Annotated in this window: 22 protein-coding genes; 12 read left to right on the forward strand and 10 right to left on the reverse strand. The window is 66.8% G+C overall.

From position 1 onward, the window contains the following. Positions 1-1,227: a lipase family protein gene (locus ACIBCN_RS35560; RefSeq protein ID WP_396996182.1), complete on the reverse strand. Its 1,227-nt coding sequence runs from the start codon at positions 1,225-1,227 to the stop codon at positions 1-3. Between the two features lie 134 nt (positions 1,228-1,361). Between ACIBCN_RS35560 and ACIBCN_RS35565 the strand changes: the two genes are divergently transcribed. The 4 genes from ACIBCN_RS35565 (at position 1,362) to ACIBCN_RS35580 (ending at position 5,949) form a co-directional block, all read left to right on the forward strand. Further along, positions 1,362-1,691, forward strand: a complete 330-nt coding sequence (locus ACIBCN_RS35565) for an ArsR/SmtB family transcription factor (protein WP_396996184.1) — start codon at positions 1,362-1,364, stop codon at positions 1,689-1,691. After that, a complete protein-coding gene (locus tag ACIBCN_RS35570; RefSeq protein WP_396996185.1) occupies positions 1,691-2,374 on the forward strand; it encodes a cation transporter in 684 nt (227 codons plus the stop codon). The genes ACIBCN_RS35565 and ACIBCN_RS35570 overlap by 1 nt, the downstream gene beginning before the upstream one ends. 114 nt (positions 2,375-2,488) lie before the next feature. Further along, on the forward strand, positions 2,489-4,195 hold the full coding sequence (gene ilvD, locus ACIBCN_RS35575; RefSeq protein ID WP_396996186.1) for a dihydroxy-acid dehydratase: 1,707 nt from the start codon (positions 2,489-2,491) through the stop codon (positions 4,193-4,195). Between the two features lie 53 nt (positions 4,196-4,248). Beyond that, entirely contained in the window at positions 4,249-5,949 is a 1,701-nt protein-coding gene (locus ACIBCN_RS35580) for a DUF885 domain-containing protein (protein ID WP_396996188.1), read from the forward strand. A 37-nt stretch (positions 5,950-5,986) separates the two neighbouring features. On the opposite strand, the gene ACIBCN_RS35585 is transcribed toward ACIBCN_RS35580, so the two are convergent. The 3 genes from ACIBCN_RS35585 to ACIBCN_RS35595 form a co-directional block, all read right to left on the reverse strand. Further along, complete coding sequence (locus tag ACIBCN_RS35585; protein ID WP_396996189.1) at positions 5,987-6,940, reverse strand: EamA family transporter; 954 nt, start codon at positions 6,938-6,940, stop codon at positions 5,987-5,989. Positions 6,941-6,983: 43 nt separating this feature from the next. After that, positions 6,984-8,165, reverse strand: coding sequence for a dihydrodipicolinate synthase family protein (locus tag ACIBCN_RS35590; RefSeq protein ID WP_396996190.1), 1,182 nt, complete (start codon positions 8,163-8,165; stop codon positions 6,984-6,986). A gap of 107 nt (positions 8,166-8,272) precedes the next feature. Next, positions 8,273-9,331 carry an AMP-binding protein gene (locus tag ACIBCN_RS35595; protein ID WP_396996192.1) on the reverse strand — a complete coding sequence of 353 codons (1,059 nt, stop codon included), beginning with the start codon at positions 9,329-9,331 and terminating at the stop codon, positions 8,273-8,275. Positions 9,332-10,174: 843 nt separating this feature from the next. Here ACIBCN_RS35595 and ACIBCN_RS35600 point away from each other — a divergent pair. Genes ACIBCN_RS35600 through ACIBCN_RS35620 form a run of 5 tightly spaced genes read left to right on the forward strand, consistent with a single transcriptional unit; the run spans position 10,175 to position 15,280 of the window. Then, the gene (locus ACIBCN_RS35600) at positions 10,175-11,536 is read left to right on the forward strand and encodes a TrpB-like pyridoxal phosphate-dependent enzyme (protein WP_396996193.1); all 1,362 of its coding nucleotides are present in this window, start codon (positions 10,175-10,177) and stop codon (positions 11,534-11,536) included. Then, entirely contained in the window at positions 11,536-11,823 is a 288-nt protein-coding gene (locus tag ACIBCN_RS35605; protein ID WP_396996195.1) for a hypothetical protein, read from the forward strand. The genes ACIBCN_RS35600 and ACIBCN_RS35605 overlap by 1 nt, the downstream gene beginning before the upstream one ends. After that, positions 11,820-12,500 carry an alpha/beta hydrolase gene (locus ACIBCN_RS35610; RefSeq protein WP_396996196.1) on the forward strand — a complete coding sequence of 227 codons (681 nt, stop codon included), beginning with the start codon at positions 11,820-11,822 and terminating at the stop codon, positions 12,498-12,500. Before ACIBCN_RS35605 ends, ACIBCN_RS35610 begins: the two co-directional genes overlap by 4 nt. Then, on the forward strand, positions 12,497-13,432 hold the full coding sequence (locus ACIBCN_RS35615; protein WP_396996198.1) for a hypothetical protein: 936 nt from the start codon (positions 12,497-12,499) through the stop codon (positions 13,430-13,432). Before ACIBCN_RS35610 ends, ACIBCN_RS35615 begins: the two co-directional genes overlap by 4 nt. Before the next feature lie 60 nt (positions 13,433-13,492). Then, positions 13,493-15,280 carry an amino acid adenylation domain-containing protein gene (locus ACIBCN_RS35620; protein WP_396996200.1) on the forward strand — a complete coding sequence of 596 codons (1,788 nt, stop codon included), beginning with the start codon at positions 13,493-13,495 and terminating at the stop codon, positions 15,278-15,280. Here ACIBCN_RS35620 and ACIBCN_RS35625 read toward each other — a convergent pair whose 3' ends face one another. The 4 genes from ACIBCN_RS35625 to ACIBCN_RS35640 form a co-directional block, all read right to left on the reverse strand. Then, a complete protein-coding gene (locus ACIBCN_RS35625) occupies positions 15,281-16,726 on the reverse strand; it encodes a wax ester/triacylglycerol synthase family O-acyltransferase (RefSeq protein WP_396996202.1) in 1,446 nt (481 codons plus the stop codon). 72 nt (positions 16,727-16,798) lie between these two features. Beyond that, positions 16,799-18,172, reverse strand: a complete 1,374-nt coding sequence (locus ACIBCN_RS35630; RefSeq protein ID WP_396996204.1) for a DUF5933 domain-containing protein — start codon at positions 18,170-18,172, stop codon at positions 16,799-16,801. An 83-nt stretch (positions 18,173-18,255) separates the two neighbouring features. After that, positions 18,256-18,426, reverse strand: a complete 171-nt coding sequence (locus tag ACIBCN_RS35635) for a hypothetical protein (protein WP_396996206.1) — start codon at positions 18,424-18,426, stop codon at positions 18,256-18,258. Between the two features lie 82 nt (positions 18,427-18,508). Next, positions 18,509-20,029, reverse strand: coding sequence for a catalase (locus ACIBCN_RS35640; protein WP_396996208.1), 1,521 nt, complete (start codon positions 20,027-20,029; stop codon positions 18,509-18,511). A 309-nt stretch (positions 20,030-20,338) separates the two neighbouring features. On the opposite strand from ACIBCN_RS35640, the gene ACIBCN_RS35645 reads away from it, so the two are divergent. Beyond that, positions 20,339-20,851 (forward strand): hypothetical protein, encoded by a 513-nt coding sequence (locus tag ACIBCN_RS35645; RefSeq protein ID WP_396996210.1) that lies wholly within the window; start codon positions 20,339-20,341, stop codon positions 20,849-20,851. Positions 20,852-20,882: 31 nt separating this feature from the next. Here the strand turns inward: ACIBCN_RS35645 and ACIBCN_RS35650 are convergent, their stop codons facing one another. Continuing rightward, positions 20,883-21,641 (reverse strand): DeoR/GlpR family DNA-binding transcription regulator, encoded by a 759-nt coding sequence (locus tag ACIBCN_RS35650; RefSeq protein WP_396996212.1) that lies wholly within the window; start codon positions 21,639-21,641, stop codon positions 20,883-20,885. A 73-nt stretch (positions 21,642-21,714) separates the two neighbouring features. On the opposite strand from ACIBCN_RS35650, the gene ACIBCN_RS35655 reads away from it, so the two are divergent. Next, the gene (locus ACIBCN_RS35655; protein ID WP_396996214.1) at positions 21,715-22,914 is read left to right on the forward strand and encodes an MFS transporter; all 1,200 of its coding nucleotides are present in this window, start codon (positions 21,715-21,717) and stop codon (positions 22,912-22,914) included. Between the two features lie 105 nt (positions 22,915-23,019). Next, positions 23,020-23,904: an SDR family NAD(P)-dependent oxidoreductase gene (locus ACIBCN_RS35660; RefSeq protein ID WP_396996216.1), complete on the forward strand. Its 885-nt coding sequence runs from the start codon at positions 23,020-23,022 to the stop codon at positions 23,902-23,904. A gap of 255 nt (positions 23,905-24,159) precedes the next feature. Here the strand turns inward: ACIBCN_RS35660 and ACIBCN_RS35665 are convergent, their stop codons facing one another. After that, entirely contained in the window at positions 24,160-25,389 is a 1,230-nt protein-coding gene (locus tag ACIBCN_RS35665) for a DCC1-like thiol-disulfide oxidoreductase family protein (protein WP_396996218.1), read from the reverse strand. Between the last annotated feature and the right edge of the window lie 115 nt (positions 25,390-25,504).

Genomic DNA, 25,504 nt, shown 5'->3' on the forward strand with positions numbered 1-25,504 from the left:
TCAGCAGGTGCTGGGGGCGGGCTTTCCGGCGAAGCGGTCGGCGAGGTAGGTCAGGGCAGTGGGTAGGCCGGCCGCGGCCTCGCTGCCGTGCTCGCCGATCGGATTCTCTGTTCGTTGCACCGGAGTTCCTGCGGCGCAATACTTCTCGGCGAGTGCTCGCGCGGCGCCGATGGGTGCGAATTCGTCGGCGATCGCGTGGTAGAGCAATACCGGTGCGCTGGGCGCCCCTTCGCGGAAGAGGGGGCTTGCCATGTCGACGAACCTGCTCAGTGCGGCGTTGTTGGTGATCGAACCGGGCCACGCCTCGAGTTCCGCCGCACGGAGGAAGGGGTGCGCGAGTGCTGCGTCGTGCAGGCAATCCGTCTGCCCGGCGGCCAGCATCGTGCGGCCGGATTCGTTGAGGTACTGAAGCACGTCGGCCTCGGGATAGGACCGGTTCAGGCCGGCTAGGCCGACAACGACCGCGCCGCCTGCGATTCCGCCACTGAAGCCCGACAATGTCGCCCCTAGGTCGGCCACCACACCGCCGAGTGCCGCACCGGTCAAGGGCAGTTCCGGGGCGTAGGCGCGGTGCATTTGGGCCGCGACAGCGGTGGCCTGCGCACCACCGGAGTATCCCCACAGGCCGATCGGCGCGGCGGGTTCGACAGCCGCCGGTGCGAACGCTCTGGCGGCGCGAATACCATCCAGGACGCCGTGGGCGTAACCGTCGGCGCCGGAGAAGTCGGAGTCGGGTCCTTGATAATCCGGCACCACCATGGCCCAACCTTGTTGGAGCGCAAGACGAATCACGCCGGTCTCGGAGAACGCGTTACTCGGACCGCCGCCGAGCCCACCGCGCAGCGCGTAGGAGGGCGCGCATTTCGCGCCGACACCGTCTTCGGCGACCTGATACGACACCAGGGGCCGCGGGCCGGTACCCGTCCATTCCTGCTGCGGCACAAGAATTGTCGCGACGTAGGCACTGGGCCGGCCGTGATTGTCGATCGTCTTGTACTGCACCTGCCACGCGTCCGCGGGCAGTCGCTGCAGGAAGGACTGCGCCTCGATCGGCCGGGACGCGAGCGCGGTGCCGTTGGGCAGGTCCGCGATGCCGGGAGGTGTGGCGTAGAACGAGTCCTGGTCCGGCAGCGGCACTGCCGTTGCCCAGCAGGCACAGGTCGTCACCAGCCCGAAGGCCGCGACGGTGACCGCGGCCCGCAACAGTCCGATCCACACTGCCCGCATCGCATAAGCCCCTCTCCCCATGGAACACGTTCTAGTTTGGCAGCGTAGCGCACTCCGCGGTCGTCCCGATCCTTCTCGCGCGGTCGCTGTTGTACAGATTGACATGAATACAGAAAAATCTGTACCGTCCAGGTATGGCCACGTTGGTACACAGTGACGCGCTGTCCCGCTTCGGATACGCGCTGTCGGACTCGACGCGATCGCAGATCCTGCTGGCGTTGCGGACGGCGCCGAGTTATCCGTCGGAGCTTGCCGATCGGATCGGTGTTTCGCGGCAGATCCTGTCCAACCACCTCGCCTGCCTGCGCGGCTGCGGGCTGGTCGTCGCGGTTCCCGAAGGAAGGCGGAGTCGGTATGAGCTGGCTGACGCCCGGATCGGTCGCGCGCTCGATGACCTGGTCGGCCTGGTGCTGGCGGTCGATCCGGCCTGCTGTCCTGACGCCGACGCGCACGGGTGCTGCTGATGGCCCCGGACCTTGTGCTCGGCGCTCCGGCTTCGGCACGGCGGCAAGTACTTTCGCGGCGGATCCGATTGTTCGTCGCGGCGACGATCGCCTACAACGTGATCGAAGCGGTGATCGCGTTGACCGAAGGCGCCCGGGTGTCCTCGACGGCGTTGATCGGCTTCGGACTGGACTCGGTGATCGAGGTGTCCTCCGCGGCGGCGGTGGCGTGGCAGTTCTCCGGCAAGGATCCCGAGGCGCGCGAAAGGGTGACGCTGCGAATCATCGCGTTCTCGTTCTTCGCGCTCGCGCTGTATGTCACCGTCGACGCGATCAGCTCGTTGCTCGGGGTCGGCGAGGCGCGGCATTCGCCGATCGGAATTGCCTTGGCCGCAGTAAGTTTGGCTGTTATGCCGGTGTTGTCGTTTGCGCAACGACGGGCGGGGCGTGAACTCGGTTCGCTGACGGCGGTCGCCGATTCGAAGCAGACCCTGCTGTGCACGTACCTCTCGGCCGTTCTGCTGGTCGGGCTGTTGCTGAACAGCTTGTTCGGCTTGTCCTGGGCGGACCCGATCGCGGCGCTGGTCATCGCGGTCATCGCGGTCAAGGAGGGCCGCGATGCGTGGCGGGGCGACGCGTGCTGCGCCACACCGATCGCGGCGGGTCGATCCGAAGTCGCCGGACCCGACTGCGAGTGCTGCTGAGGCGGACCTGTCCTGCGCGGTGCAGGTGCCGAGAGATCCGGCACCGATCGGTCGAACCTCCGACGGACGTGGGCGCCGCGGGTTTCGGATCCGACAAGAGGATGATGGGCAATCGTGCCCACTGATCCGAACGTCACCGATATCAAGCCCCGCAGCCGCGACGTCACCGACGGCCTGGAGAAAACCGCCGCCCGCGGGATGCTGCGCGCGGTCGGCATGGGCGACGACGACTGGGAGAAGCCGCAGATCGGGGTGGCTTCCTCGTGGAACGAGATCACCCCGTGCAACCTCTCCCTCGACCGGCTGGCCAGGGCCTCGAAGGACGGCGTTTTCGCCGGCGGCGGGTTCCCGATGCAGTTCGGCACCATCTCGGTGTCCGACGGCATCTCCATGGGCCACGAGGGCATGCACTTCTCGCTGGTGTCGCGCGAGGTGATCGCCGACAGTGTCGAGACGGTGATGCAGGCCGAGCGGCTCGACGGCTCGGTACTGCTCGCGGGCTGCGACAAGTCGCTGCCCGGCATGCTGATGGCGGCCGCCAGGCTGAACCTGGCAAGTGTCTTCCTTTATGCCGGTTCGATCCTGCCCGGCATCGCGAAGATGTCCGACGGCAGCGAACGCGAGGTGACGATTATCGACGCGTTCGAGGCGGTCGGCGCGTGCTCCCGCGGGCTGATGAGCCGCGCGGACGTGGACGCCATCGAACGGGCCATCTGTCCCGGCGAGGGTGCCTGCGGCGGCATGTACACCGCCAACACCATGGCCAGCGCCGCCGAGGCGATGGGCATGTCGCTGCCAGGCAGCGCGGCACCGCCCGCGACCGACCGTCGCCGCGACGGTTACGCCAGGCACAGCGGTGAAGCGGTGGTGAAACTGCTCCGCCGCGGCATCACCACCTCCGACATTCTGACCAAAGAAGCCTTCGAGAACGCCATCGCCGTGGTGATGGCGTTCGGCGGCTCCACCAACGCCGTGCTGCACCTGCTCGCCATCGCGCACGAGGCGAACGTCGACCTGAAGCTGGCCGATTTCGCGCGCATCGGTCGCACGGTGCCGCACCTCGCCGACGTGAAACCCTTTGGGCAGCATGTGATGACGGACGTCGACCGGGTCGGCGGCGTGCCCGTGATGATGAAGGCATTGCTCGATGCCGGTCTGCTGCACGGGGATTGCCTGACCGTGACGGGCCGGACGGTGGCGGAGAACCTGGCCCAGATCGCGCCGCCGGACCCGGACGGCAAGGTGGTCCGGGCGATGACCTCGCCGATCCATCCGACCGGCGGCATCACCATTCTGGAGGGCACCCTCGCCCCCGGCGGCGCGGTGGTCAAGTCGGCGGGCTTCGACTCCGACATATTCACCGGCACGGCAAGGGTTTTCGATCGCGAGCGGGCGGCGATGGACGCGCTGGAGGACGGCACCATCGCGGCGGGCGACGTGGTGGTGATCCGCTACGAGGGACCCAAGGGCGGACCGGGGATGCGCGAGATGCTCGCGATCACCGCGGCCATCAAGGGCGCCGGACTCGGCAAGGACGTCTTGCTGCTCACCGACGGACGGTTCTCCGGCGGCACCACCGGACTGTGCGTGGGGCACGTCGCGCCGGAGGCGGTCGACGGCGGCCCGATCGCGTTCGTGCGCGACGGCGACCAGATCCGGCTCGATGTCGGCAAGGGCACCCTCGACCTGCTGATCGACGCGGGGGAGCTCGCCCGCCGTGCCGACGGCTGGGCGCCGCTGCCGCCCCGCTACACCCGCGGCGTGCTCGCGAAGTATTCGAAGCTGGTCGGGTCGGCGTCCTACGGTGCCGTCTGCGGGTAAGCCTCTCGCGGCTGCCCTTGCCACCGGCGGTGACTTCCAGCAGAGTCGACGAAATGGATGAGACCACAACCGATTCGACTCCTGTGCGGACGGCGCGCGGCATCGCGGACGCGTATGTCGACGCCCTGGTCGAGCTCGACCCGCTGATCGCGGTCGGACTCGGACGCAACCTCGATGACGACCGGCTTCCCGACCTGTCTCCGGCCGGTCTCGAAGCGACGGCCGCACTGGCTCGCGCCACCCTCGCGGAGCTGGACGCCGCCGAGCCCACCGGCGGCTATCCGGACGAACCCGAACGGCGCTGTGCCAGGCTGCTGCGCGAGCGACTGACGGCCGAACTGGCCGTGCACGACGCCGGTGAACCGTTCCGCGCGCTCCGCAACCTGAACTCCCCGCTGCACTTCGTCCGCGACGTGTTCACCCTGCTGCCAACCGATACCGAGGCACACTGGCAGGCGATCGGCCGCCGACTGAACCGGGTGCCCGTCGCGCTCGCCCAGTACCGGTCCACGCTGGCCGAGGGCGTCGATCGCGGCCTGCTGGCCGGCCCTCGGCAAGTCGACGCCGTCGTACAGCAATTGGACGAATGGATCGCGGGCGATAATCCCGCCGGCTGGTTCGGCGATTTCGTCGCCCCGGCTCCGGAACCGGTTCGCGCCGAACTGGATTCGGCTGCCATCAGCGCCACAGCGGCCTTGGCGGAACTGCGCGAATGGCTACGAGATAGCTACGGCCCGAAGACAATCGATACGCCCGACACGGTCGGCCGAGAGCGCTACCTGCGCTGGGTCCGCTATTGGAGCGGTGCCGACCTCGACCTCGACGAGGCTTACAGCTGGGCGTGGGAGCAGCTCCGCGAGGTCGACGCGCAGATGCGCGCCGAAGCCGACAAGGTGCTGCCGGGTTCGACACCCATCCAGGCCATGGAGTGGTTGGAGCAGCAGGGCCCGGCGCTCGACAGCCCGGAGGACGCTCGCCGCTACCTACAGGACCTGATGGACCGAGCCATCAACGACCTGCAAGGCACCCATTTCGATCTCGCCGAGCCGCTGCGGAAGGTCGAATCGATGATCGCGCCGCCGGGTAGTGCGGCCGCGCCCTATTACACCGAGCCCTCGCTGGACTTCACCCGTCCGGGCCGCACCTGGCTGCCCGTGCTCGACCCGGCCCGAATTCCGGTGTGGAGTTTGATCTCCACCTGGTATCACGAGGGTGTCCCCGGCCACCACCTCCAGCTCGCGCAGTGGATCTATCAGGCCGACCAACTATCGGTCTATCAGGTCAGCCTCGGCGGGGTGAGCGCCAATCTGGAGGGCTGGGCGCTGTACGCCGAACGCCTCATGGACGAACTCGGCTACCTCACCGATCCTGGCCACCGGCTCGGCTACCTCAACGCGCAAATGCTGCGGGTACTCCGAGTGATCCTCGATATCGGCCTGCACGTCGGACTCGACTACCCGTCCGACTCGCCGTACCGGCCCGGCGAACGGCTGGCACCGGACAACGCCAGAGAGTTCTTCGCCCTGTACTGCGGACTGCCCCCCGAACACCTGGACAGCGAGCTGGTCCGCTATCTCGGCTGGCCCGGCCAGGCGATCGGCTACAAGCTCGGCGAGCGCGCGTGGCTGCGCGGCCGGGCCGCCGCGGCCGCCGCGCACGGCGAAGCCTTCGACCTGAAGGCATGGCACATGGCCGCACTGTCGCAAGGCTCGCTCGGCCTGGACGATCTCGTCGCGGAACTCTCCGCGCTCTGAGAGTCCGCCTGCCCCTGGATAATTCGGCTTCGTCGCCCTATCGGCGCCGCCCTTCCACTGTTGTCGGTGGATTCGGTTCGGACAGGGCGTCGTCGCCGGCACGGGAAGCGCGGGCGCGTCGCCGACCCGGGTTGATCGTGTGGGGTTGCGCGAGAAGCGCGGCGCTGATGATCACCAGGATGCCGACGAGTTGCAGAACCGACAATGTCTGATGCAGAAACACATATCCGAGGATGGTCGCGACGATCGGACTACCCAGGGAAAGGAAGGCGACCGACAGCGCGGGCAATCGCGCGATGCCGTGGAACCAGATCGAGTAGCTGATGACCGCGCCCATGGAAATGAAATAGGCGAACCCGATGATATTGATGCCGGTGACGCTGGCCGGCAGGCCTTCGACGGACAGCAGGAAAGGAAGCAACACGAGTCCGCCTGCCACGAGCTGCCAGCCGGTGAAGGTGATCAGCCCAACGCCGTCCGGGCGTCCCCACCGCTTGGTCAGCGTGATTCCGGCAGCCATGCAGATGGCCCCACTCAGCGCCGCGACAACACCGACGGCATCCAGTACCACCGTCCCCTTGAACACCAGCAACATGGCGCCTGCTGAGCCGAGAACGCAAGCCACCACGTGCGTGACCCGAATTTTGTCCTTGAGAACTACTGCCGCCGATATCAATACGAACATCGGCTGCATCGACATGATCACGGCAATGATGCCGCCCGGCAGGTGAAAGGTCGCGACGAACAACAAGTAGAAGAACGCGCCGATATTGAGCGTTCCGAGTACCAAGGTCCGCCACAGCCAAATCCCGCGTGGCACCGCAGGAGCGAAAGCCAGCAGGATCAGCCCCGCCGGTAGCGCCCGCACGGTGGCGGCCAGCAGCGGACGGTCCGGCGGCAACCACTCGGTTGCCGCCAGATAGGTGGTTCCCCAGGTCGCCGGTGCCAGCGCCGTCACACCCGTCGTAAGGAGTTGCCGGTTGCCGTTCATGCCGGTGCTGGGGTAACTCCGCAGGCACGAGTACGCGCGTCGGTCATACGCGGACGTCGAGCGCTTCGAGTGCGGCGGCAACCTCTTTGCGAGCGGACTCCGGAATTCCGCGCAGGGGTCGTGGCAGGCTCGGCGAGCCGATGAGCCCGAGCTGTTCGGCGGCGGCGGTGACGACGCGCATGCTGCCGTAGCGGCGGAACAGCTCCCAAAACGGTTCCATGCGATTTGACAGTGCCATGGCCCGCTCGTTGTCGCCAACCGCCAAGGCGCGGGTGATCGTCATGCATTCCTCGGGCAGCAGGCCGCCGATGACGCTGAGCCACACATCGGCCCCGGCGATCACGCCGCCGACACCGAACTCGTCGAGGCTGAAACCGATTGCCACCTCGCTGGGCAGCTTGCTGCGCAGCTCGGCGATTCTGGCGGGTGCCAGCTCAGCGGGCACGCCGGGGGTCTTCACCGCGCCGACGTTCGGCAGTGCGGCGACTCGACCGTGCAGCTCGTCGCTGAAGGTGAACTTCGTGGTGCGCGGATTCTCGTACACGCACAGCGGGACCGACAGTTCCTTGGTGACGTCCTCGTAGAGCCCGAATACTTCCTCGTCGGTGAGCGCCTGGTAGGAGACGGGGGAGAGCAGTACCGCGGCTGCGCCGGCATGCTGGGCGTCTTCGGCGAAGGCGAGGACATCGCTGGTGCACAGGGCGCCGATGCCGATCATGACAGGAATGTCGCCCGCGGCTTCGACGGCGACTTTGGCCACCCGATCGCGTTGCGCACGATCGAGGTACGCGTAATTGCCGGTCGAGCCGAGGGTGCCGATCAGATCCACGCCCGCCGCGACCAGTCGGGTGACGAGATGGGCGAGACGCTTCTCGTCGATATCGGCATTGTCGGTGGGCGTGAGGTGAAACGCGCTGAGACCAGTGAACATAGCGTTCCTTTCGACGGAAGGGTCCTGCGCTGGCTCATCGGCTCGCGCATGCGATCGGAGGGCGTCGATGACGTGGCCGAGGGTGCGCATCCCAGCGAGGTCGTCTTCGGTGAAGCGGTCCAGGCCGATCTCGGCGGCCTGGCACAGGGAGGTCAAGAACAAGACCTTGTTGAGCGAGGTGAGTCCGTAGTCATCGGCCAGGTCGCTGTCGGGGTCGAGCGCGGCGGGTTCCGGCCCGTTACGCAGTACCTTCGCGAGCTGATCGCGGGCCAGCGCGGCTAGGTCGGTCGGCATGGATGCCCTCCTTCGGGTCGTCGAGGTGGTGGCGGTATCGCTCCCGGATCCGGTTCCGGATCGGCTTGAACTGCGCGGTGACGAGTCCGTTGTCGACGGTGAACGGCTCATCGGCGACGACGACCCTGGCGAGGCGCTCGTCGGGCACGCCGCCGGCGTTGACCAGAGCCAGCGCTTCGGCGATCGCCGCGGTGCCGACCAGACCGGAGCCGGGGGCGACCACCGCGACCAGCTCGGTCTGATTCGGCCGAGGATGTAAAGAAACCCGTCCTCGACGAGTCGGCCGAGATCGCCGGTGCGAACCACGCCGCCGGGCTTGAAGATGCGCGCGCTGTCGCCGGGCGCGGCGTATGCGTAGGCGGTGTCGACAGGGTCCTGGCGGCCGCGGCCGTGTCGAGCCCATCGCCGAGACGACTCTCGATGTGCCGCTTGGCGGCCTCGGAAAACCCGGGCACGCCCATGACGACGGTCGGCCGCACGGTCGGCAGCACCGCGAACACCGACTGGTAGTTGGTGATGGTGATGTCATGACCCGAGCGCAGTGCCGAATACAGCCAATAGCGTTGCTGGAGCAGTGAGAGCGGGAGAAAGGCCAGGAGGTTGTCGCCGCGGCGGTGGTCGAACATCAGCTGGACGGCCGCGAGGGAGGAGTCGATGCTGCCGACGGTGGCCGCCAGCCCCTTGGGAACTCCGGTCGGCCCGGACGTGAACTTGACAGTCGTACATTCCGTGGGCCCGTATACAACCGGGTCGAGTTCGGGCGGCGGCTCGTCGGCGTACGCGGAGATCTCTGTGATCGGTAGCGTGCCGGCAGCGTTCGCGCCGTCGCAGTACAGCAGGTCGAGACCGTAGCGGTCGATCAGGTCGGCGTCCGCGGTGAACTTGCCTGGCTCGAAGCCCGCGGTCTGCACCCCGAGCATCAGGGCGGCCAGGTCGAGCAGCGCCCATTCGAGGCAGTTACCGGCGCGAATCCCGATGCGTTCACCTGCGCGGATGCCCTTGCGCCGCAACGCACCCGCGACGGCTCTGGCGCGGTCGTGGAATTCGGCGAGCGGCATCGTCCGGGTTCCGCCGAGGCAGGCCACGGTGAGGGCGCCCGCGTGATCGGGCCGTGCGGCGACGATACGGTTGATGACGGATTCCGCTTTCGGCGTGCCGAGCATCATCGACCTCCTGCCGGTCGTGTCCTTCACAAGGCGTCGGCAATAGCCATTTCGAGCACCGCCGGAGCAATATCCGAACAAAGATCTACGACCGCATGAAATGCGGTCGCCGAATGTACTGCTACAACCTGTATTGGCGGTATCGACGGGAACCATATTCGCGGCATTGATAAGCGGAGAGCTTCAGCGTGAATACCGGGATAATTCAGCGAAGCACGCCGAAATCAACTATTGTTCACTAAAATCTCGACATCCCCAATGCAAAGAAAGTGTTACTGAATCCCGCCACGGCCACCCTTCTGAGTGACGGGATCAGCCTACCACGGGATGTAACCATCTGGAAGGATGCAACGAGAAATTCAGCCCCCAAAACAAGGGGGTTCTCGCCTGGTATGCGGCTACCGACACCGCATAGTGCGCGATGCGACGCGGCCGTGTCGATCAGGTGTCATTGGCGCAGGCCGGACATCTGCAAGTGCACGGCGGCCGAATCGAATCCCTAAGCTGTCAAGGATCTTTCGACCAGATACAACGCAACAGCGACCGTGCCGACGGATCCGGCACGACGCTGCCGGTCCGGCCTAGTCGAGACCCCGGAGTGGTACCACGATCGACCACAACCGAAATAGAAACAAACAAAGCATCCAACTCTGTCAGCGCCACCATCGAACGAAGCGCCCATGCGTGATCTTGATATTGGGAGTAGTCGCACGACCTTACCGTAACGGGCTTGAATGGTGCCGACACGATGTGCTTCACTAAGGCGGTGTGCTTCACTCGAGCCACATCAGGGGCGGGCACGCGCATATATAAGGTTCCGCAAGAATCAATCCTGTGAAGGCGCAGATGACAAGAGCTTCCGCAAGCACGGGCCATGCGCAAAAAAACTGGTACAACATTCTCGCAGATATTCCGTTCGAACTGCCGCCGGACATACCGCCGCCCGCACGTTCCGATAAGCCGCACGCGGTGAAACTGCAGCTTCCGATGGCGCTGGTCCGGCAGAGCATGACTCGCGAGCGGCTGGTCCCGATTCCGGCGCCGGTCCTCGAGAAGTATCTGTCCTGGCGTCCGACGCCGATGCGGCGCGCGCGGGCACTGGAGCAGTACCTCGGCACACGTGCTCGCATCTACTACAAGTACGAGGGCGGAAACGCGAGCGGCAGCCACAAGCTCTGCACGGCAACGGCCCAGGCGCACTATTACGCGGCGGCGGGGGCCGAGCGCCTGGTGACCGGGACCGGCGCGGGCCAGTGGGGCACGGCGCTCGCGGTTGCCTGCCACGAGTTCGGGCTGGCTTGCAAGGTCTATATGGTCGCGAAGAGCTTCCACGAAAAGCCCTACCGGCAGACGGTCATGCGGCTGTACGACGCCGAGGTCGTCCCGAGCCCCGGCCCGGCGGCCGAGCGCGCTGGGCATACTTCCGGCCGGGGCGAGATCCATCCGGGAAACATCGCCTACGCGGTGACCGAGGCTTTCGCGGACGCGCTGGCACACGAGGGAACGCAGTTGAGCGTTGGCAGCGGGGAGGCGTATTCCATCCTGCATTCCACGGTGATCGGTCTGGAGGCTCGCGAACAACTCGAGCCCGCGGAGCAGCCCGACATCGTGATCGGCTCGCTGGGCGCCGGAAGTAATTTCGGCGGTATCGCGATGCCGTTCATCGGTCGGAAGCTGCGCGGAGAGTCCGATGTGCGCTGCATCGCGGTGGAGGCACAGCGGTGCCCGAAGCTCACGCGTGGCCGGTACTGCTACGACTACACCGACGGATCCGGCGTGTCGCCGCTGCAGAAGATGTACACGCTCGGGTCGCGATTCACGACTGCGGGCGGCCATGCCGGCGGCCTCCGCTATCACGCCTGCTCGAAGATCATCAGCGCGCTGTACCACCATCGCCTCGTGGAGGCGGTCGCCTATCCCCAGTCGGATGTTTTCGCCAGCGGAGTGCTCTTCAGCAGGACCGAGGGCATTCTCCCCGCGCCGGAGTCGGCGCACGCCATCCACTGCGCGATCGACATGGCGAAACAGGCGGACGCGCAGGGCACCGCCCCGGTGATTTTGTTCTGTCTCAGTGGCCACGGCCTGTTCGATCTCGCCTCCTACGAGGCATACCTGAACGGAACCATGGCGGACATGCCGTTGTCCGACGACGACATTCGCAGGTCCCTGGCCCAGCTTCCGCAACTGGACGAAGAGGCGGTGCGGTAGTGGAACCGCGGCAGCCGAGCCGGGACGAGCTTCGCGGCACCGTGGTCACGGCGCTGCTGTCGACCAAGCCCGATCGGCGTGCCGCTCCGCCGCTCGTCGACGACGAGACGGCCATCGGTGGCGCGGGCCTCGGCATCAGCTCGCTGAACCTGCTGCAGGCGCTGGTGCGGATCGAGGACGAGCTCGGCATCGTCTTCGATGACCGAGCCGTCGCCGATGCGGCGCTGTACTCGGTGGGCACCGTGGTGGATCTCGTCGAACGCGGGCTGACGGAGCAGCGAGAATGACGCTGCTCAATCTCCGGCGACTGGACACCGGACTCGCCGTCGCCGAGCCCGCCGACAACCGGAACGTGGGCGGCAGCGCGCCCGTTCTCGTCCTCCTGCACGGCTTCGGCAAGTATCACGGCCATCTTCTCGACTTGTGGCCGACGACCGGCATCGACTGGTCGCTGGTGGCGATCCGTGCCGGTTTCCGGATGGGACCCTCGGTCTACCGGTGGTTCGCCTACGAGGATCTTCCGGGCGGCCGCGTCGCGATAGCCAGGGGAGAGGAACAGCGCAGCCGGGACGCGCTGATCGCCTACCTGGACGAACGCCACCGGGACGAGCCCGACCGGCCACTTTTCCTGTTCGGTCACAGCCAGGGCGGAATGATGGCGTTGAGCGTCGCGTTGCTGCGAGCCGACCTGATCACCGGCTGCGCGGTGCTCAACGGGCGCATCCTTCCTGAGACGTTGGCCCTGCTGCCGAATCGACCCGACTTGGCCTGCCTGCCCGTATTCGTGGGCCATGGCATCTCGGACACCACGGTCAAGATCGACAGTGGCAGGAGTGCGCGTGCCGCGCTCGAGGGCATGGGCGCGAGTCTGACCTACCGCGAATATCGCGGCGGCCACGACATCACCCCCGACATGGTGGCCGATGTCGTGGCGTGGCTCCGGACGACGCTGGAGGTGTCGTGAACGTCCGGGTTTCGCTCGCGGGCGCGGCCTATGAGCTCGGCGAGCACGAGGCCGGCTACCACGAGGCGTATCGGTTCGAGGAGAAGATCGTCCGGTACGAGATGCTGGACGACGCCGAAATATGGGGCTGGGGCCGGTTTTTCGCATCGGGACGCGATCGCACGGAACTCGCGGTGGCGTCAGCGCGCCGCACGCTGTCGATGACGGGATGCGCCGGTGGGGACGTGGACGCGGTTGTGCTGTGCGCCGCGGAGTTCCCCTCGGGCGTCGATTGTCATGCCCGTTACTGCCGGAAGGTGCTCGAGGCGCTCGACCTCGGGAACGCGTTCGTGATCGGCGTGACGCTGGGGCGGTGCAACACGCTGCTGTCCGCGGTGCACCTCGCTGATCGGTTGGTGGCGTCCCGGACATATGACTGCGTGCTGGTCATCGCGAGCGACCGGATCACGGACGAGGAGCAGCGGTTCCAGCAGTTCGCGCTTTTCAGCGATGGGGCGGCCAGCTGCCTCGTCACGTCACGGCCCGGCGATCTCGCGATTATCGCCACCGCGTCGGCGCTCGATCTCGCCGCGCTCGACGCGACGGGGCCGTTCAGCGGGCGGCTCGGCCGTACGACGGCTGACACGATCACCCGCCGGTCCGGTGTGCGGCCGGACGAGGTCGCCGCGGTGCTGCCCGCGAATGTGTTCATGCCGATCGTCCGGATGAGCGAGGGGCGATCGGGATTCCGGCCCGATCAGCTATACCTGCGCAACATTGCCGATCGGGGACATTGCTTCAGCGCGGACCCGCTGGTGAACCTGGTCGACCGGCAGCGCGCGAACGGTGTGCGGCCTGGCGAATACCTGCTGCTGACTTCGAGCGTGCCCGGATCGCGCATGAGCATCCTGGCCCAGGTCCTCGATCCGGAGCTCGGCGGTGATCCGTCTTGATTTCGATACTGATTGTCAAAACCGTTGCCACGTGCAGAAATTCGCCAGGAAGGGGCTGTCATGACACATGACGTCGACACGCTGGAAGCGAAGGAAAGCCGGGAAAAATCTGACGGTGCCAGCACCCTCGCCGAAATATGGGAGCGAACGGTTCGGGCGCACCCCGGCGATACCGCGATTGTGTCGGAGGAGGAAACGCTCACCTATACGGAGGCGAACGAGCGAGCGAATCGGCTCGCCCGAGTGCTGATCGAGCGAGGCGCCGGTCCGGAACGCCTGGTCGCGCTGGCGCTGCCCCGCTCGGTCCACATGGTGGTCGGCGTGCTCGCCGTCGCGAAGGCCGATGCGGCTTTCCTGCCGATCGATGTCCGGTATCCGGCCCAACGGGTGCACGCGATGCTGTCCGATGCCGCGCCGACCCTGCTGTGCACCACATCCACCGCCGCCGCCACCCTGCCCGACGACCCGCCGATCCCCCGGATCCTGTTGGACTCCATTGCCTTCGACACACTGAACGGCGCCGACATCACCGACCGCCGGGCGTCGAGGGCCAACCTCGCGTACGTGATCTACACGTCCGGGTCCACCGGTCGGCCGAAAGGCGTCGCTGTCACCCACGCCGGACTGTCGGGGCTCGCCTCGGTGAAAGTCGCGTCTTTGCAGGTCGATTCGGACAGCCGGGTGCTGCAGTTCATGTCGCCGAGCTTCGATGCGTTCCTCACCGAACTCCTCGGGACCTTCGCGGCCGGGGCGGCCCTGGTGGTGCCTTCCGGCGGCACGCTGGTCGGCGAACAGTTGACCAATGTCTTGCGGGACAACGCGATCAGCCACGCGGTGCTGCCACCGGCCGCGGCCGCGACGCTGTCCCCCTCGAACGTGCCCGAGCTGCGGACGCTGGTGCTGGCCGGCGAAGCGTGCCCACCCGACCTACTCGCCCGCTGGGCGCGGGGGCGCAGGGTGATCAATTCGTACGGCCCGACCGAGGCCACCGTCTGCGCGTCGACGAGCGAACCGCTCGACGGCAAGGAGGAGGTCACCATCGGCCGTCCGATACCGGGTGTCTCGGTGTACATCCTCGATGACGAGCTGCGTCCGGTGCCGCGCGGTGAGGCAGGCGAGATGTACATCGGCGCCGTCGGGTTGGCCCGCGGTTACCTGCGGCTGCCCGGCCGTACCGCGGAGCGGTTCGTCGCGAACCCGTTCGACGGGGACGGCGCCAGAATGTACCGGACCGGCGACCTCGCCGCATGGCGGTCGGACGGCACCATTCGGTTCCACGGTCGGCTGGACAACCAGGTCAAGTTGCGCGGGTTCCGGATCGAGCTCGGCGAGGTGGAGGCCGTGCTCGGCGCGCACCCGGACGTCAGCCACGCGGTGGCCGTCGTGCGCCCGGAGCACGGCACCGACGCACGGCTGCTGGCCTACGTGGTACCGGCGAACGGCGCGGCACCGACGCCGAACGAGTTGCGCGAGCACGCCGTTCGTCACCTGCCCGGCTTCATGGTGCCCTCGGCCTACACGCTGATCGATGCCGTGCCGCTGACCCCGAACGGGAAGGCCGACCGCGCCGCCCTGCCCGATCCGACGGTTGCCGCGGCACGATCCGTTCGACCGCCGCGCACACCCGCCGAGGAATGGTTGTGCGTGATATTCCGCGAGTTGTTCGACGACGCCGATATCACCGTGGAGAGCAACTTCTACGAACTGGGCGGAACCAGCATCCGCGCCATGGACCTCATCAAACTCGCGCGGGAACAGGCCGGTCTGAAGATATTGCCGTGCGCGGTGGTCAACCACCCGACGATCGAGACGATGGCCGCGGCCGCGACACCGTTGGCGGGTGGTTGATTACCGGGTGTCGTCATTCGCCCGCTCGGCCGCGCGGAGCAACTCCGCCAGTTCGGTGACGAGATAGCCCGCGATGACATCGATATCGGGGACCAGCTCGCGACAACCCAGCAGGCCGAAGTGCAGCCGCCCGCCGGAGCTGCTGACGGTGATGTTCAAGCCCTGGCCGTCCATGACGACCGAAAGTGGGTAGCTGGCAACCAGTTTCGCGCCGCCGAGGTACACATCGATGTTCGGTCCCGGCACGTTGGAGATCACCAGGTTGAAGGGTGGGATCCGGTGCGGCAGGCCCATCGCGAAGGCGACCCGGGCCGCGCGGGCGACCAGTGCGGGGGGTGCGAAGTCGGTGACGTTCTCGATGAGCCCGGGCGGGATCGCCGCCTGCTGTGCCTTCGCGATCTTCGTTGCCCGGTGCACGGCGATGAGCCGCTCGACGGGATCGTCGAGATGGGTAGGCAGGGAGGCCAGCATCGCCGACACCTTGTTGCCCAGCTTCGACCGGCTGCCCTCGTCGCGCACCGAGACCGGGATCATCGAGACGAGCGGCACCGAGGGCAACGCGTCATGGTCGATCAGCCACTGCCGCAACGCCCCCGCCGACATGGCCATCACGACATCGTTGACCGACATGCCGAAGACGTTCTTGACCGTCTTCGCCTCGTCGAGATCGACGCTGCGGAAGGCGAACCGGCGGTGCGGGGTGATCTCGCGATTGAACGGTGTCTTCGGCGCTAGCCCGACCGCGCTGGCGATCACCGCGCCGTCGTCGTGGTCGCGGCCGAGTATCGCCCCCATATAGGGCGTCACATAACTGCCGACCAGCGGCAGCGAACGGCCGAGGTCGCCGGCGATCCGCGCGGCCTGTAAAGGCCTGCCTGCCAACGACACCGCCGCACGGCTGAGCATTGCTCGCCTGCTCGGCTTCGGCTCCGCCGGGAAGGCCGAGGGCAGAGTCGACAGCCGACCCTCCGGCGTCAGGTCGAGCAGGATCGTCATCAGTTCCGCGCCGGAGACGCCGTCGATCGCCGCGTGATGCATCTTGGTGTACACCGCGAGTCGCCCGTCGGCGATCCCGGAGATGAGATACGCCTCCCACAGCGGCCTGCGCCGATCGAGCGGCCGCGCGTGCAACCTGCTGACCTGTTCGGTCAGCTGCGCGTCCGAACCCGGTGTCGGCAGCGAGATCTCGCGGACGTGATACTCGATGTCGAAATTCTCGTCATCGATCCAATAGGGCTGATCCAGGCCGAGCGGTACATAGGTCAGCCGCTGGTGCAGCAGCGGGATCAACGGAGCCCGTTCGCTGAGCAGCCGGGTCAGCGCAGCGAGGTCGAGGACGGTCGGTGATTCGCTCGGGTCGAGCACACACAATCCGCCGACATGCCCGGTGGAGTTGTGGGTTTCGAGCGACAAGAACGCGGCGTCGAGGCCGGAGAGCTGCTTCATCGTTGATCCTCTGTTGCTCCTGAGGATCTGAGCATCGCACCTTCGGTTCGCCCAGTCTCCGAAACGAACTCGTCAGCGAGCAATCCGATCGTCGAGGGGGATGCGTTCGGTTGCCCGCGCCGCGGATTTCCGCGGGCGGGTCGGCGCGAACCAGGTCAGGTAGAACAGGATGGCCAGGGCGGCAAGCAGACCGAGCAGGCCGAGGCCGGACACGAAGGGGTGGTCGGCCATCGTCGGAGCGAGGTAGCGAACGGACAGCAGCGTGGTCGCGAAGGTGACCACGCCCAACGCGACCACACGGATGCGGGAGTGGTCCCAGCCTCGGTCCGGGTCGCGCAGCGCGGATTCGACGGTCAGGCACAGCGCGGCACCGGCGACCAGGTCGACGCCGTAGTGTGCGCCGAGGCCAAGCGTCGCGATGAGGGTGCAGACCAGCCAGAACGTACCGCCCACGCGCAGCCATATCGGTCCGCGCCGGGAGTGGATGAACAGCGACAGCGCCCAGGCGGTGTGCAGCGACGGCATGCAGTTGCGCGGGGTGATGCCGTCGAACGCCATCGGTTCGACGGAGAACGGCAGCGGCGGAACGATATTCGGCCAGACGTCGGCGAGCTCCATACCGTGTCCCTGCGGTCCGAAGGCGAGGATCGGGCCGACCACCGGGAAGACCACGTAGAAGAGCGGGCCGATCAGGCCGAGGGTGAGGAAGGTGCGCACCAGATGGTGGCGGGGCCACCGGCCGCTGGTCACGCCGCGCAGCTGCCAGACGGCGACGACGATGGCCGCGACCGGGAGCTCGAAATACACCCAGCGCACCACGCCGAGCGGCACCGGCCCCGCCACGTCGAGCAGGTGACCGATGAACCAGGAGGGATTGCCGAGCGCGTGGTCGGCGACTTCCGCGTACGGATCGAGGACGGTCGGGCGGGCCCACGCGGTGACGTCAAGCCAGATCTCACCGATCTTGGTCGCGAGGATCAGCAGCGCGCCGAAGGTGATGGCGCGCAGCGCGGTTCGGCGTCGCTCGCCGGACCAACGCCAGGCGGCGACCACCGCGAGCGCGGTGAGCACGATGGTCGGACCGTTGCCGACGGTGAACAGCCTGCCCTCGACCGCCCGGATCACCACGAAGATCAGGTCGATGGCGATCGCCGCGGCCAGCGCGGTCACCCGGACGCGAGTGGTGACGCCGACCAGCGCGAGCAGGAAGCCCGCCCACGAGGTGGTCGCCGACTTCGGCCTGCCGACGTAGTCGCGGAACAGGCTGGTCAGCGGGCCGAGCGCGTGGATATGCGCGGCCATGAGTTCACCGGCCACGAGCACGAGTACCGCGGCGCCGATGCCGCACCAGACGGCCGACGGTCGAACGCGACGATCCCGCGGCCGCGCGGCACCCGGGTGCTCGGCGGGTGGGGGCGGGCTTCCCGGCGCGTCCTGAATAAGCATTCGGCCATCGTAAACACGATGTGAACATGGCCATGCGACGCGGTGAACGCGCGCCGGTGGCGCGAAGGTGCGAGCCTAGCGGCTCATAGCACGAGGACCAGCGCCGAGATGATGCCGAGGCCCGCCGTCGCGATCGCCGCGACCGAGTTGATGAGCACAACTCCGGCGGTGGTGAGCGCGCTTCGCGACGACCCGAACAATGCGGTGTCCTGCTCCGAACGCGACTCCTGGGCGCGATGTGTTCTCGCAGTCATGGGCCCGAGCTACCCGGCGATAGCGCGCTCAAACGGGACAACCGCGGGCGCCCGTCGCGCGCCCCCGCGGTTGCCGGAATTGTCAGGCTTTGTCTTGGGCCGAGGAGCGGGCGGGATTCGCCTGCTTCGCGGCCTTGGGATCGAGTTCGTCCTTTTTGGCTTGCACGCCCGCCTCGACGCGGTCGCCCAGGCTCTTGTCGACATTGCGCCAGTACTCGAACGCCCGGCCCAGCACCGGCGGTGTGACGCCGTTGAGCAGATGCCCGACGATGTTGTCCACCAACCGATCCCGGGCCGCGTCGTCGAGCACCTCGCGGACCATGGTGCCCGCCTGGCCCCAGTCGTCGTCGTCCTTGCGCAATGTGTATGCGGTGCGGACCATTTCGCCGTCGGTATGCCAGCCGACGACCGGGCCGGAGACCGACGGGTCGGCGTGCGGGCCGCCCTTGGAATTCGGCACGTAGACCGGATCGCCGGGGTTGTGGTGGCGCATCGCGCCGTCCTTGGAATACGACCGCACCGTGCTCGCGTGGGCTGAATTGACCGGCAGCTCTTTGTAATTGACGCCGATTCGGTAGCGATGCGCGTCGGGGTAGGAGAACCACCGGCCGAGCAACATCTTGTCCGGGCTCGGGCCGGTGCCCGGCACCGAGCTGCTCGGCTCGAACGCGGCCTGCTCGATCTCGGTGTGGTAGTCGGCGGGGTTCCGATTCAAGGTCATCCTGCCGACCTCGATGAGTGGATAGTCGCCGTGCGGCCACACCTTGGTGAGATCGAAGGGATTGAACCGGTAGGTCTTCGCCTGCTCGAACGGCATGATCTGCATGTGCAGCGTCCAGCTCGGGAAGTTGCCGCCGTCGATCGCCTCCCACAGGTCCCTGGTGTGGTAATCGGTGTCCATCGAGGCCATCTGGTCACCCTCGTCCTGGGTGAAGAACTCGACGCCCTGATCGCACTTGAAATGGTATTTGACCCAGAACCTTTCGCCCGCGGCGTTGTACCAGAGGTAGGTGTGGCTGGAGTAGCCGTTCATGTGCCGCCAGGTGCGCGGAATGCCGCGATCACCCATCAACCAGGTGACCTGATGCGCGGATTCCGGCGACAGCGTCCAGAAATCCCACTGCATATCGTGATCGCGCAGATTGTTGTCGGCCCTGCGCTTCTGCGAGCGGATGAAGTCCTGGAACTTCATCGGATCCCGCACGAAGAACACCGGGGTGTTGTTGCCGACCATGTCGAAGTTGCCCTGTTCGGTATAGAACTTCAGGGCGAACCCGCGCGGATCACGCCAGGTGTCCGGGCTGCCGCGCTCGCCGGCCACGGTGGAGAAGCGGGCGAGCATCTCGGTTTTCTTGCCGGGCTGGAAGACGGCGGCCCTGGTGTAGGCGCTCACATCGTTGGTGACCTCGAAGGTGCCGAACGCGCCGCCGCCTTTGGCGTGCGGCTGCCGCTCCGGGACGCGTTCGCGGTTGAACGCCGCCATTTTCTCGATCAGATACGCGTCGTTGAGCAGAATAGGGCCGTCGGCGCCGACGGTCAGCGAGTGTTCGTCGCTGGGCACCGGGATTCCGGCGTCGTCGGTGGTGTAGTTCGGATCAGACATGTTTCTCCTCTTCTACCAGCGGTAAGGAGCGCCCTGCGGCGAGCCGGTCGTGCTGCCCCGACGACGGTGGAAGGCTGTTCGGTGTCCGTCTCGGTTCTCCCGATCGACTGCCCAGGTGCCTGAAGTCAAACGTATCGCGAAGTGCCGGCTTCGTGTCTGAAATGCGGTTGTGCGGTGGGGCGATGCTGGCGTGCAGCGCGTGCTCGCCCCAACTGGGGACGACTGGGGATGGTCGTTCCCTGTGGTCCCCGCCGTCCGCGCATGGCTATCCTGACCTGGTTCAAGGCTTGATGATCAAGGTGGGTAGATATGCGGAGTAGGGACATTGAGCTGGCGGCTCGATGGTGGCAGTGGGCCTCGGCGATTCCCACCGCCAGGAATCCGGTCAGCGACGAGACCGGAAAGTTCGCGGCCGAGGGGCAGGCCGCGGATGTCTGGTTCCTCGCGGGCACGTTCGGTGGCAAGGTCAGCAGAAAATGCGCCGTGCCGCACGGCCGCCCGGTCTTCTTTCCCGCCTTCAATCTCCTCCAGCGGTCGTCACTGTTCGGCAGGCGCGTTCCGGTGGTACCCACGGCGAGCGGGCACGCGGAGCTCAACGGCGTATCCCTGCCGCTGCGCGAAGTCGCCAACCGCAGCCCGTTCCTGATCGATGCGCACCCAGACGGACCGTTCGGCCCGCCGGGCCGCTACCGAGCGAATGCCTGGGGCCTGTGGTGCGGCCTGGACGATCTCAGCCGCGGCGACTACATCCTCACCCTCGGCGGCGAGTACGAGCCGGGCGGGTTCTGGACCGAGGTCACCTATGACCTCGAAGTTGTCTGAGGTCGTCGCGGAGTAGGAGGCACCGGCCTGTTCACGCGCGTCGCACGGTGACGCCCGCGGCCGCCAGCGCGGCGGTGTCGTCGGGCGCGGCCGACTCGTCGGTGACGACGACGTGTAAAGCGGCGACCGGGGCGACGAAGGCGAGGGCGGTGCGGGAGAGTTTGGTGGCTTCCGTGACGGCGATGACTCGGCGGGACGAGGCGATCGCGGCGCGTTTGACGGCGGCGTCGTCGAGGTCGTAGGCGGTGATTCCGTCGGTAGCGGTGAGTCCGCAGCAGCCGAGGATCGCGGTGTCGAAACGCAGGGCCGCCAGCGAGGCCAAGGTGAGCGGACCGGTCAATGCCAGCTCACCTGCGCGCGGGTTGCCGCCGGGCACCAACAGGGTGAGCAGCGGTGCGCCGGTGAGCGCGTTCACCGCGTGCAGTGACAGGGCGAGCACGGTCAGGCGGCGGTGTTCGAGCGCGCGGGCCACTTCGAGACAGGTGGTGCCGCTGTCGAGGACGATCGATTCGCCATCGGCGATCAATCCGGCGACCTCGGCGGCGAGGCGCCGCTTGATCTCCAGTCCCTCGGTGGCGCGCATGCCGAACGGTGGTTCGTCGCCGCGCAGCAGCAGGGTGCGCGCGCCGCCGCGATAACGCTCCAGCACGCCCTGGCCGGCCAGGGTCTCGAGATCGCGGCGGATGGTCATCTCCGAGGTGCCGGTGCGTTCGGCCAGTTCCGCTACCCCGATCTGGCCTGCTTCGCGCACGGCATCGGTGATCAGTTTCAGTCGGTCGACGCTCGCCACGCCTGCAATGGAACACTCATTGTGTTCGAAAGTCAATGTTTCGAACATTGATCATGTTCGATATGTTCGAGTCATGCAGAGTTCGTTGCGGGCCGCTCGACTGGCCACGTTCGTGTTTTTCGCGTTGAACGGCTTTCTGATCGGGATCTGGGTGGTCCACATCCCGGCCGTCGAGCGCCGGGTCGGGATCGGTCATCCGACGCTCGGCTGGTTGTTGCTGCTGCTCGGTGCGGGAGGCTTCGTCGGTATGCGGTTGGTTGGTCCGCTCGCCGATCGGTTCGGCGCGCGGATTGTCGTTCCGGTCAGCGCGGCGTTGTGTGCGGCTGCCGTCGTACTGCCCGGTGTATCCGCGAATATCTGGACGCTCGGGGTGTCGCTGCTCGCGCTCGGCTTCGGCAACGGCTGTCAGGATGTCGCGATGAACGCGCACGCGGTCCAGGTCGAGCACGGGTACCGACGGTCGGTGATGTCCGCGTTCCATGCCACCTATTCGCTCGGCGGTGTGCTCGCGGCACTCGTCGGCGCGCGCACGCAGAGTTGGGGTTGGAGCCCGGCGACCGCACTCGGCATGGCGGCACTGCTGGGTCTGGTCGGCGCGGCGCTGGCCGCGCCCGCGTTGCTGCGGCCCGAAAAGCCGCACCCCGCAGCGGTTTCCGCGCCGGTCGCCCGGCGCGCGACGCCGCGACGTATCTGGTTGCTTGCCGGGCTCGCGCTGCTGCTGATGCTGTGCGAAGGCGTGGCCAACGACTGGAGCGCGCTGCACCTGCGCGATGTGCTCGCGGCACCCGCCGCCACCGCGGCCTTGGCCTACGGCGTTTTCGCCACCGCCATGACCGCTGGCAGGTTGCTCGCCGACCGCGTCGCCACCCGCTTCGGACCGGTCGCCATCCTCCGCTATGGAGCTGGGCTGGCGGCGCTCGGCCTGATGATGGCGGCACTGTCGCCGTGGATCCCGCTGGCACTGGTCGGCTGGACCGTGTTCGGCGCCGGGCTGTCCGGCTGCGTCCCGCAGCTGTTCAGCGCCGCAGGTCATGCGGACCGAAATGCCGCGGGCGCCAACGTCGCTCGCGTTGCCGGGCTCGGCTACCTCGGCGTGCTCGCCGGTCCCGCCATCATCGGACCGCTGACTCACCTGGCGCCACTGAACATCGTCCTCATACTGCCCGTGGCGTTTTGTGTCATCGCCGCGGGTGCGGCCAACGTCCTACGCCCACAGTCTGCTTCGGTCGCGCAATCCGACGCTGCGGACGGTCGCGGTGCGCTACGGTCGTGACCATCGCTGTTATCTGTAACTCGTGGTGACTCATGCCCGCTTGGCCACAACGATCGTGCCGACCATCCGCGTCGTCGCCACTGGATCATGAAGGGCTGATTTTCCATGGGCAGCAACGACATCGACGTCACCGGCAAGCGGATCGTCATCACCGGCGCCACCAACGGCATCGGCAAGGAGATCGCGCGGGCGCTGGCCCGTCGTGGCGCGAGCCTGACACTGGTGGCCCGCAACGAAACCAAGGCGGCGGCGACCGCCGACGAACTCCAGCGCGAACCTGGCGCACAGGGCCGCCCCGACATAATCAGCGGCGATCTGTCCGACCTCGCCTCGGTCCGCCGCGCGGGCGAGCGGATCCGCACCCGCTACGCCGGCATCGACGTGCTCATCAACAACGCGGGCATCCACGCGCTGTTCGCGCGCACGACCGTGGACGGCTTCGAATCCATGACGGCGACAAACCATCTCGGGCCGTTCCTGCTGACCAACCTGCTGCTGGATCAACTCATCGCCGCCGCACCGTCCCGGATCGTCGTCACCGCCTCCGAGGCCCACCGCAACGGCGGTCGCCCCGACCTCGCCCACCTCGGCGAGCCGCGCGGCTTCGGACCGATCGGCTCCTTTCGCGCCTACGGGCAGTCCAAGCTGATGAACATCCTGTTCACCCAGGAACTCGCCCGGCGACTCGACGGCAGCGGCGTCACCGTGAACTGCTTCTGCCCCGGCGCCAACGCCACCGGCCTCATCAGCGACGACCGGCTCCTCGCCGTCCCGATGAAGGCGCTGGCGCGCACCCGAATCATCAGGCGACCGGAGGTGGGCGCAAGGACCGGCATCGATCTGAGCATCGACCCGAAACTGGAATCCACGACAGGCCAGTTCATTACCTCCACCCCCGGCTTACACCTGCTGCCGCCGGTCGCCATTCGCCGCGACACCGACTACCAGCACAGCCTGTGGCTCCGAAGCGCCGAACTGGTCGGTCTATAGAGACTGTTTGAGAAGGTCTGTGCCGAACGTGTGGTAGCGGGCGGGCCGCCGCACTGGCGGCCGAACTGCTAGCCCGCCTGCGCGCTGCGCCTACCGCAGCCAGCTCCTCGCGAACCCGTTGTGGCGCAACAGATCCGCGCCCAGGCCGCAGCCGTGCGTGCACTGTAGACCGGTATCAACACGCTCCGACATGGTCATCGCCGGGGCAGTCGCTACCCACCCTTACGCGCATGCAGCACAACGCGCCATCCATCCTCAGTCTCCTCTGGCGATGCGCACGGCGCATGCGGGAGTGCCGCCGGGCATCCGATGCCGGTTGTTGGCGATGAGTCGGTAGACCGCGCCGGCCAGCCAGCTGACCGGGGGTACCAGCATGATCATGCCTGCTATCCGCCAGGGCCAGGCAGCGTGCAAAAGTACCTTCGCGAACGCCTTGGCGCCCGAGGCCCGGCCGCCCTCGCCATTGAGCCACTGGACCGACCGATCAACCTGTTCCTCGGTCAGCCCGAGCTCGGAAAGTTCGAGCCACTGCCAGGGCTCGAAGTCCACGTCCGGCCGTATCCGGGCTCGGATGGTGTCGACACTGCTGGTGCAAAACGCGCAGTCGCCGTCGAATACGAGCAGCGATCGCGGAAAGACCGGTGCCGCAAAAGCTCCGGTACGCCAGGTGGTATTTCTCTGGGATTGCGGCTTGGTGAGGCGCCCGGTGAAAACGATCCAAGCCGCGACTACTGCTAGGGGAATCGTGGCATATGTCGTGATAACCAGGGCCGATGCCTCCTTCAGTAGCTGACCGACAAATAGGAAAAGCACCAGGTTGTTCCCGGCGTGAGCCAGGCTCGCCGTCCAGATACTGCGGCTGCTCTGGTAGAGCCACGCCAAGATGATCTCTTGGCACAAGAACGACAGCGTCCATATCAGAAGGCCGAGGAAGATGTTCCCGAAGTGGATGTATCCCACAAAGGCAAGGGGATAGTGCCAGACTGCCCAAATGATTCCCGTCGCTCCGGCCGACAGCAACGGCCGTTCGGGGAACAGACGCGGCCGAAGGTAGCTGGTCCAACCGAACTCCTCGCCCCAGAAGACAGGCGTGAGAGGGATCATTATCATCATCCAGATGAGTACTGACGCCCCTGGGGATTGAACCGGAAGGAGACTGTCGAGTGGGGCAAGGTCCACTCTCGACAGCCCCAGCGCGGCGGCCGAGGCCACAGCCACCCCAGCAAACAGCAGCGGTCCCAGCCAAGCGGCCAGGTAATAAGGCCATCCCTTCCGGAGTCGAAGTGCGAGCCCTGCGTCGGGAAAGCCTTCCTTGGTGACCCAAGCGCGTACGATCACCGCCACGATGGCAGGCGTCAACCCTATCGGAAGCTGTGCCAGCGGATTGACCAGCGAAATATTCAAGAGCAGTCCGGCGCAGAACATCCAGGCCCAGGAAACTCCGAAAGTCGCGACAATGAATATGATCACGCCCTTCTTGGTCACTATCACCGGGTCCCCCCGGAGACAAATGACGTCGTCTCGATAGCCGCCAAGCCTTCGGGCAACACCGCGTCGGCCAGCACGCAACAAGAAACCGATATCGGCAACTCAACTCCCC

The sequence above is a fragment of the Nocardia sp. NPDC051052 genome (assembly GCF_044456045.1).
GTDB lineage: Bacteria > Actinomycetota > Actinomycetes > Mycobacteriales > Mycobacteriaceae > Nocardia.

What these genes read in the sequence shown, in the direction of transcription:
- ACIBCN_RS35560 (WP_396996182.1), bottom strand. Translation starts at nt 1,227, where the DNA reads ATGCGGGCAGTGTGGATCGGACTGTTGCGGGCCGCGGTCACCGTCGCG.
- ACIBCN_RS35565 (WP_396996184.1), top strand. Translation starts at nt 1,362, where the DNA reads ATGGCCACGTTGGTACACAGTGACGCGCTGTCCCGCTTCGGATACGCG.
- ACIBCN_RS35570 (WP_396996185.1), top strand. Translation starts at nt 1,691, where the DNA reads ATGGCCCCGGACCTTGTGCTCGGCGCTCCGGCTTCGGCACGGCGGCAA.
- ACIBCN_RS35580 (WP_396996188.1), top strand. Translation starts at nt 4,249, where the DNA reads ATGGATGAGACCACAACCGATTCGACTCCTGTGCGGACGGCGCGCGGC.
- ACIBCN_RS35585 (WP_396996189.1), bottom strand. Translation starts at nt 6,940, where the DNA reads ATGAACGGCAACCGGCAACTCCTTACGACGGGTGTGACGGCGCTGGCA.
- ACIBCN_RS35590 (WP_396996190.1), bottom strand. Translation starts at nt 8,165, where the DNA reads ATGCCGACCGACCTAGCCGCGCTGGCCCGCGATCAGCTCGCGAAGGTA.
- ACIBCN_RS35595 (WP_396996192.1), bottom strand. Translation starts at nt 9,331, where the DNA reads ATGATGCTCGGCACGCCGAAAGCGGAATCCGTCATCAACCGTATCGTC.
- ACIBCN_RS35600 (WP_396996193.1), top strand. Translation starts at nt 10,175, where the DNA reads ATGACAAGAGCTTCCGCAAGCACGGGCCATGCGCAAAAAAACTGGTAC.
- ACIBCN_RS35610 (WP_396996196.1), top strand. Translation starts at nt 11,820, where the DNA reads ATGACGCTGCTCAATCTCCGGCGACTGGACACCGGACTCGCCGTCGCC.
- ACIBCN_RS35620 (WP_396996200.1), top strand. Translation starts at nt 13,493, where the DNA reads ATGACACATGACGTCGACACGCTGGAAGCGAAGGAAAGCCGGGAAAAA.
- ACIBCN_RS35625 (WP_396996202.1), bottom strand. Translation starts at nt 16,726, where the DNA reads ATGAAGCAGCTCTCCGGCCTCGACGCCGCGTTCTTGTCGCTCGAAACC.
- ACIBCN_RS35630 (WP_396996204.1), bottom strand. Translation starts at nt 18,172, where the DNA reads ATGCTTATTCAGGACGCGCCGGGAAGCCCGCCCCCACCCGCCGAGCAC.
- ACIBCN_RS35635 (WP_396996206.1), bottom strand. Translation starts at nt 18,426, where the DNA reads ATGACTGCGAGAACACATCGCGCCCAGGAGTCGCGTTCGGAGCAGGAC.
- ACIBCN_RS35640 (WP_396996208.1), bottom strand. Translation starts at nt 20,029, where the DNA reads ATGTCTGATCCGAACTACACCACCGACGACGCCGGAATCCCGGTGCCC.
- ACIBCN_RS35645 (WP_396996210.1), top strand. Translation starts at nt 20,339, where the DNA reads ATGCGGAGTAGGGACATTGAGCTGGCGGCTCGATGGTGGCAGTGGGCC.
- ACIBCN_RS35655 (WP_396996214.1), top strand. Translation starts at nt 21,715, where the DNA reads ATGCAGAGTTCGTTGCGGGCCGCTCGACTGGCCACGTTCGTGTTTTTC.
- ACIBCN_RS35660 (WP_396996216.1), top strand. Translation starts at nt 23,020, where the DNA reads ATGGGCAGCAACGACATCGACGTCACCGGCAAGCGGATCGTCATCACC.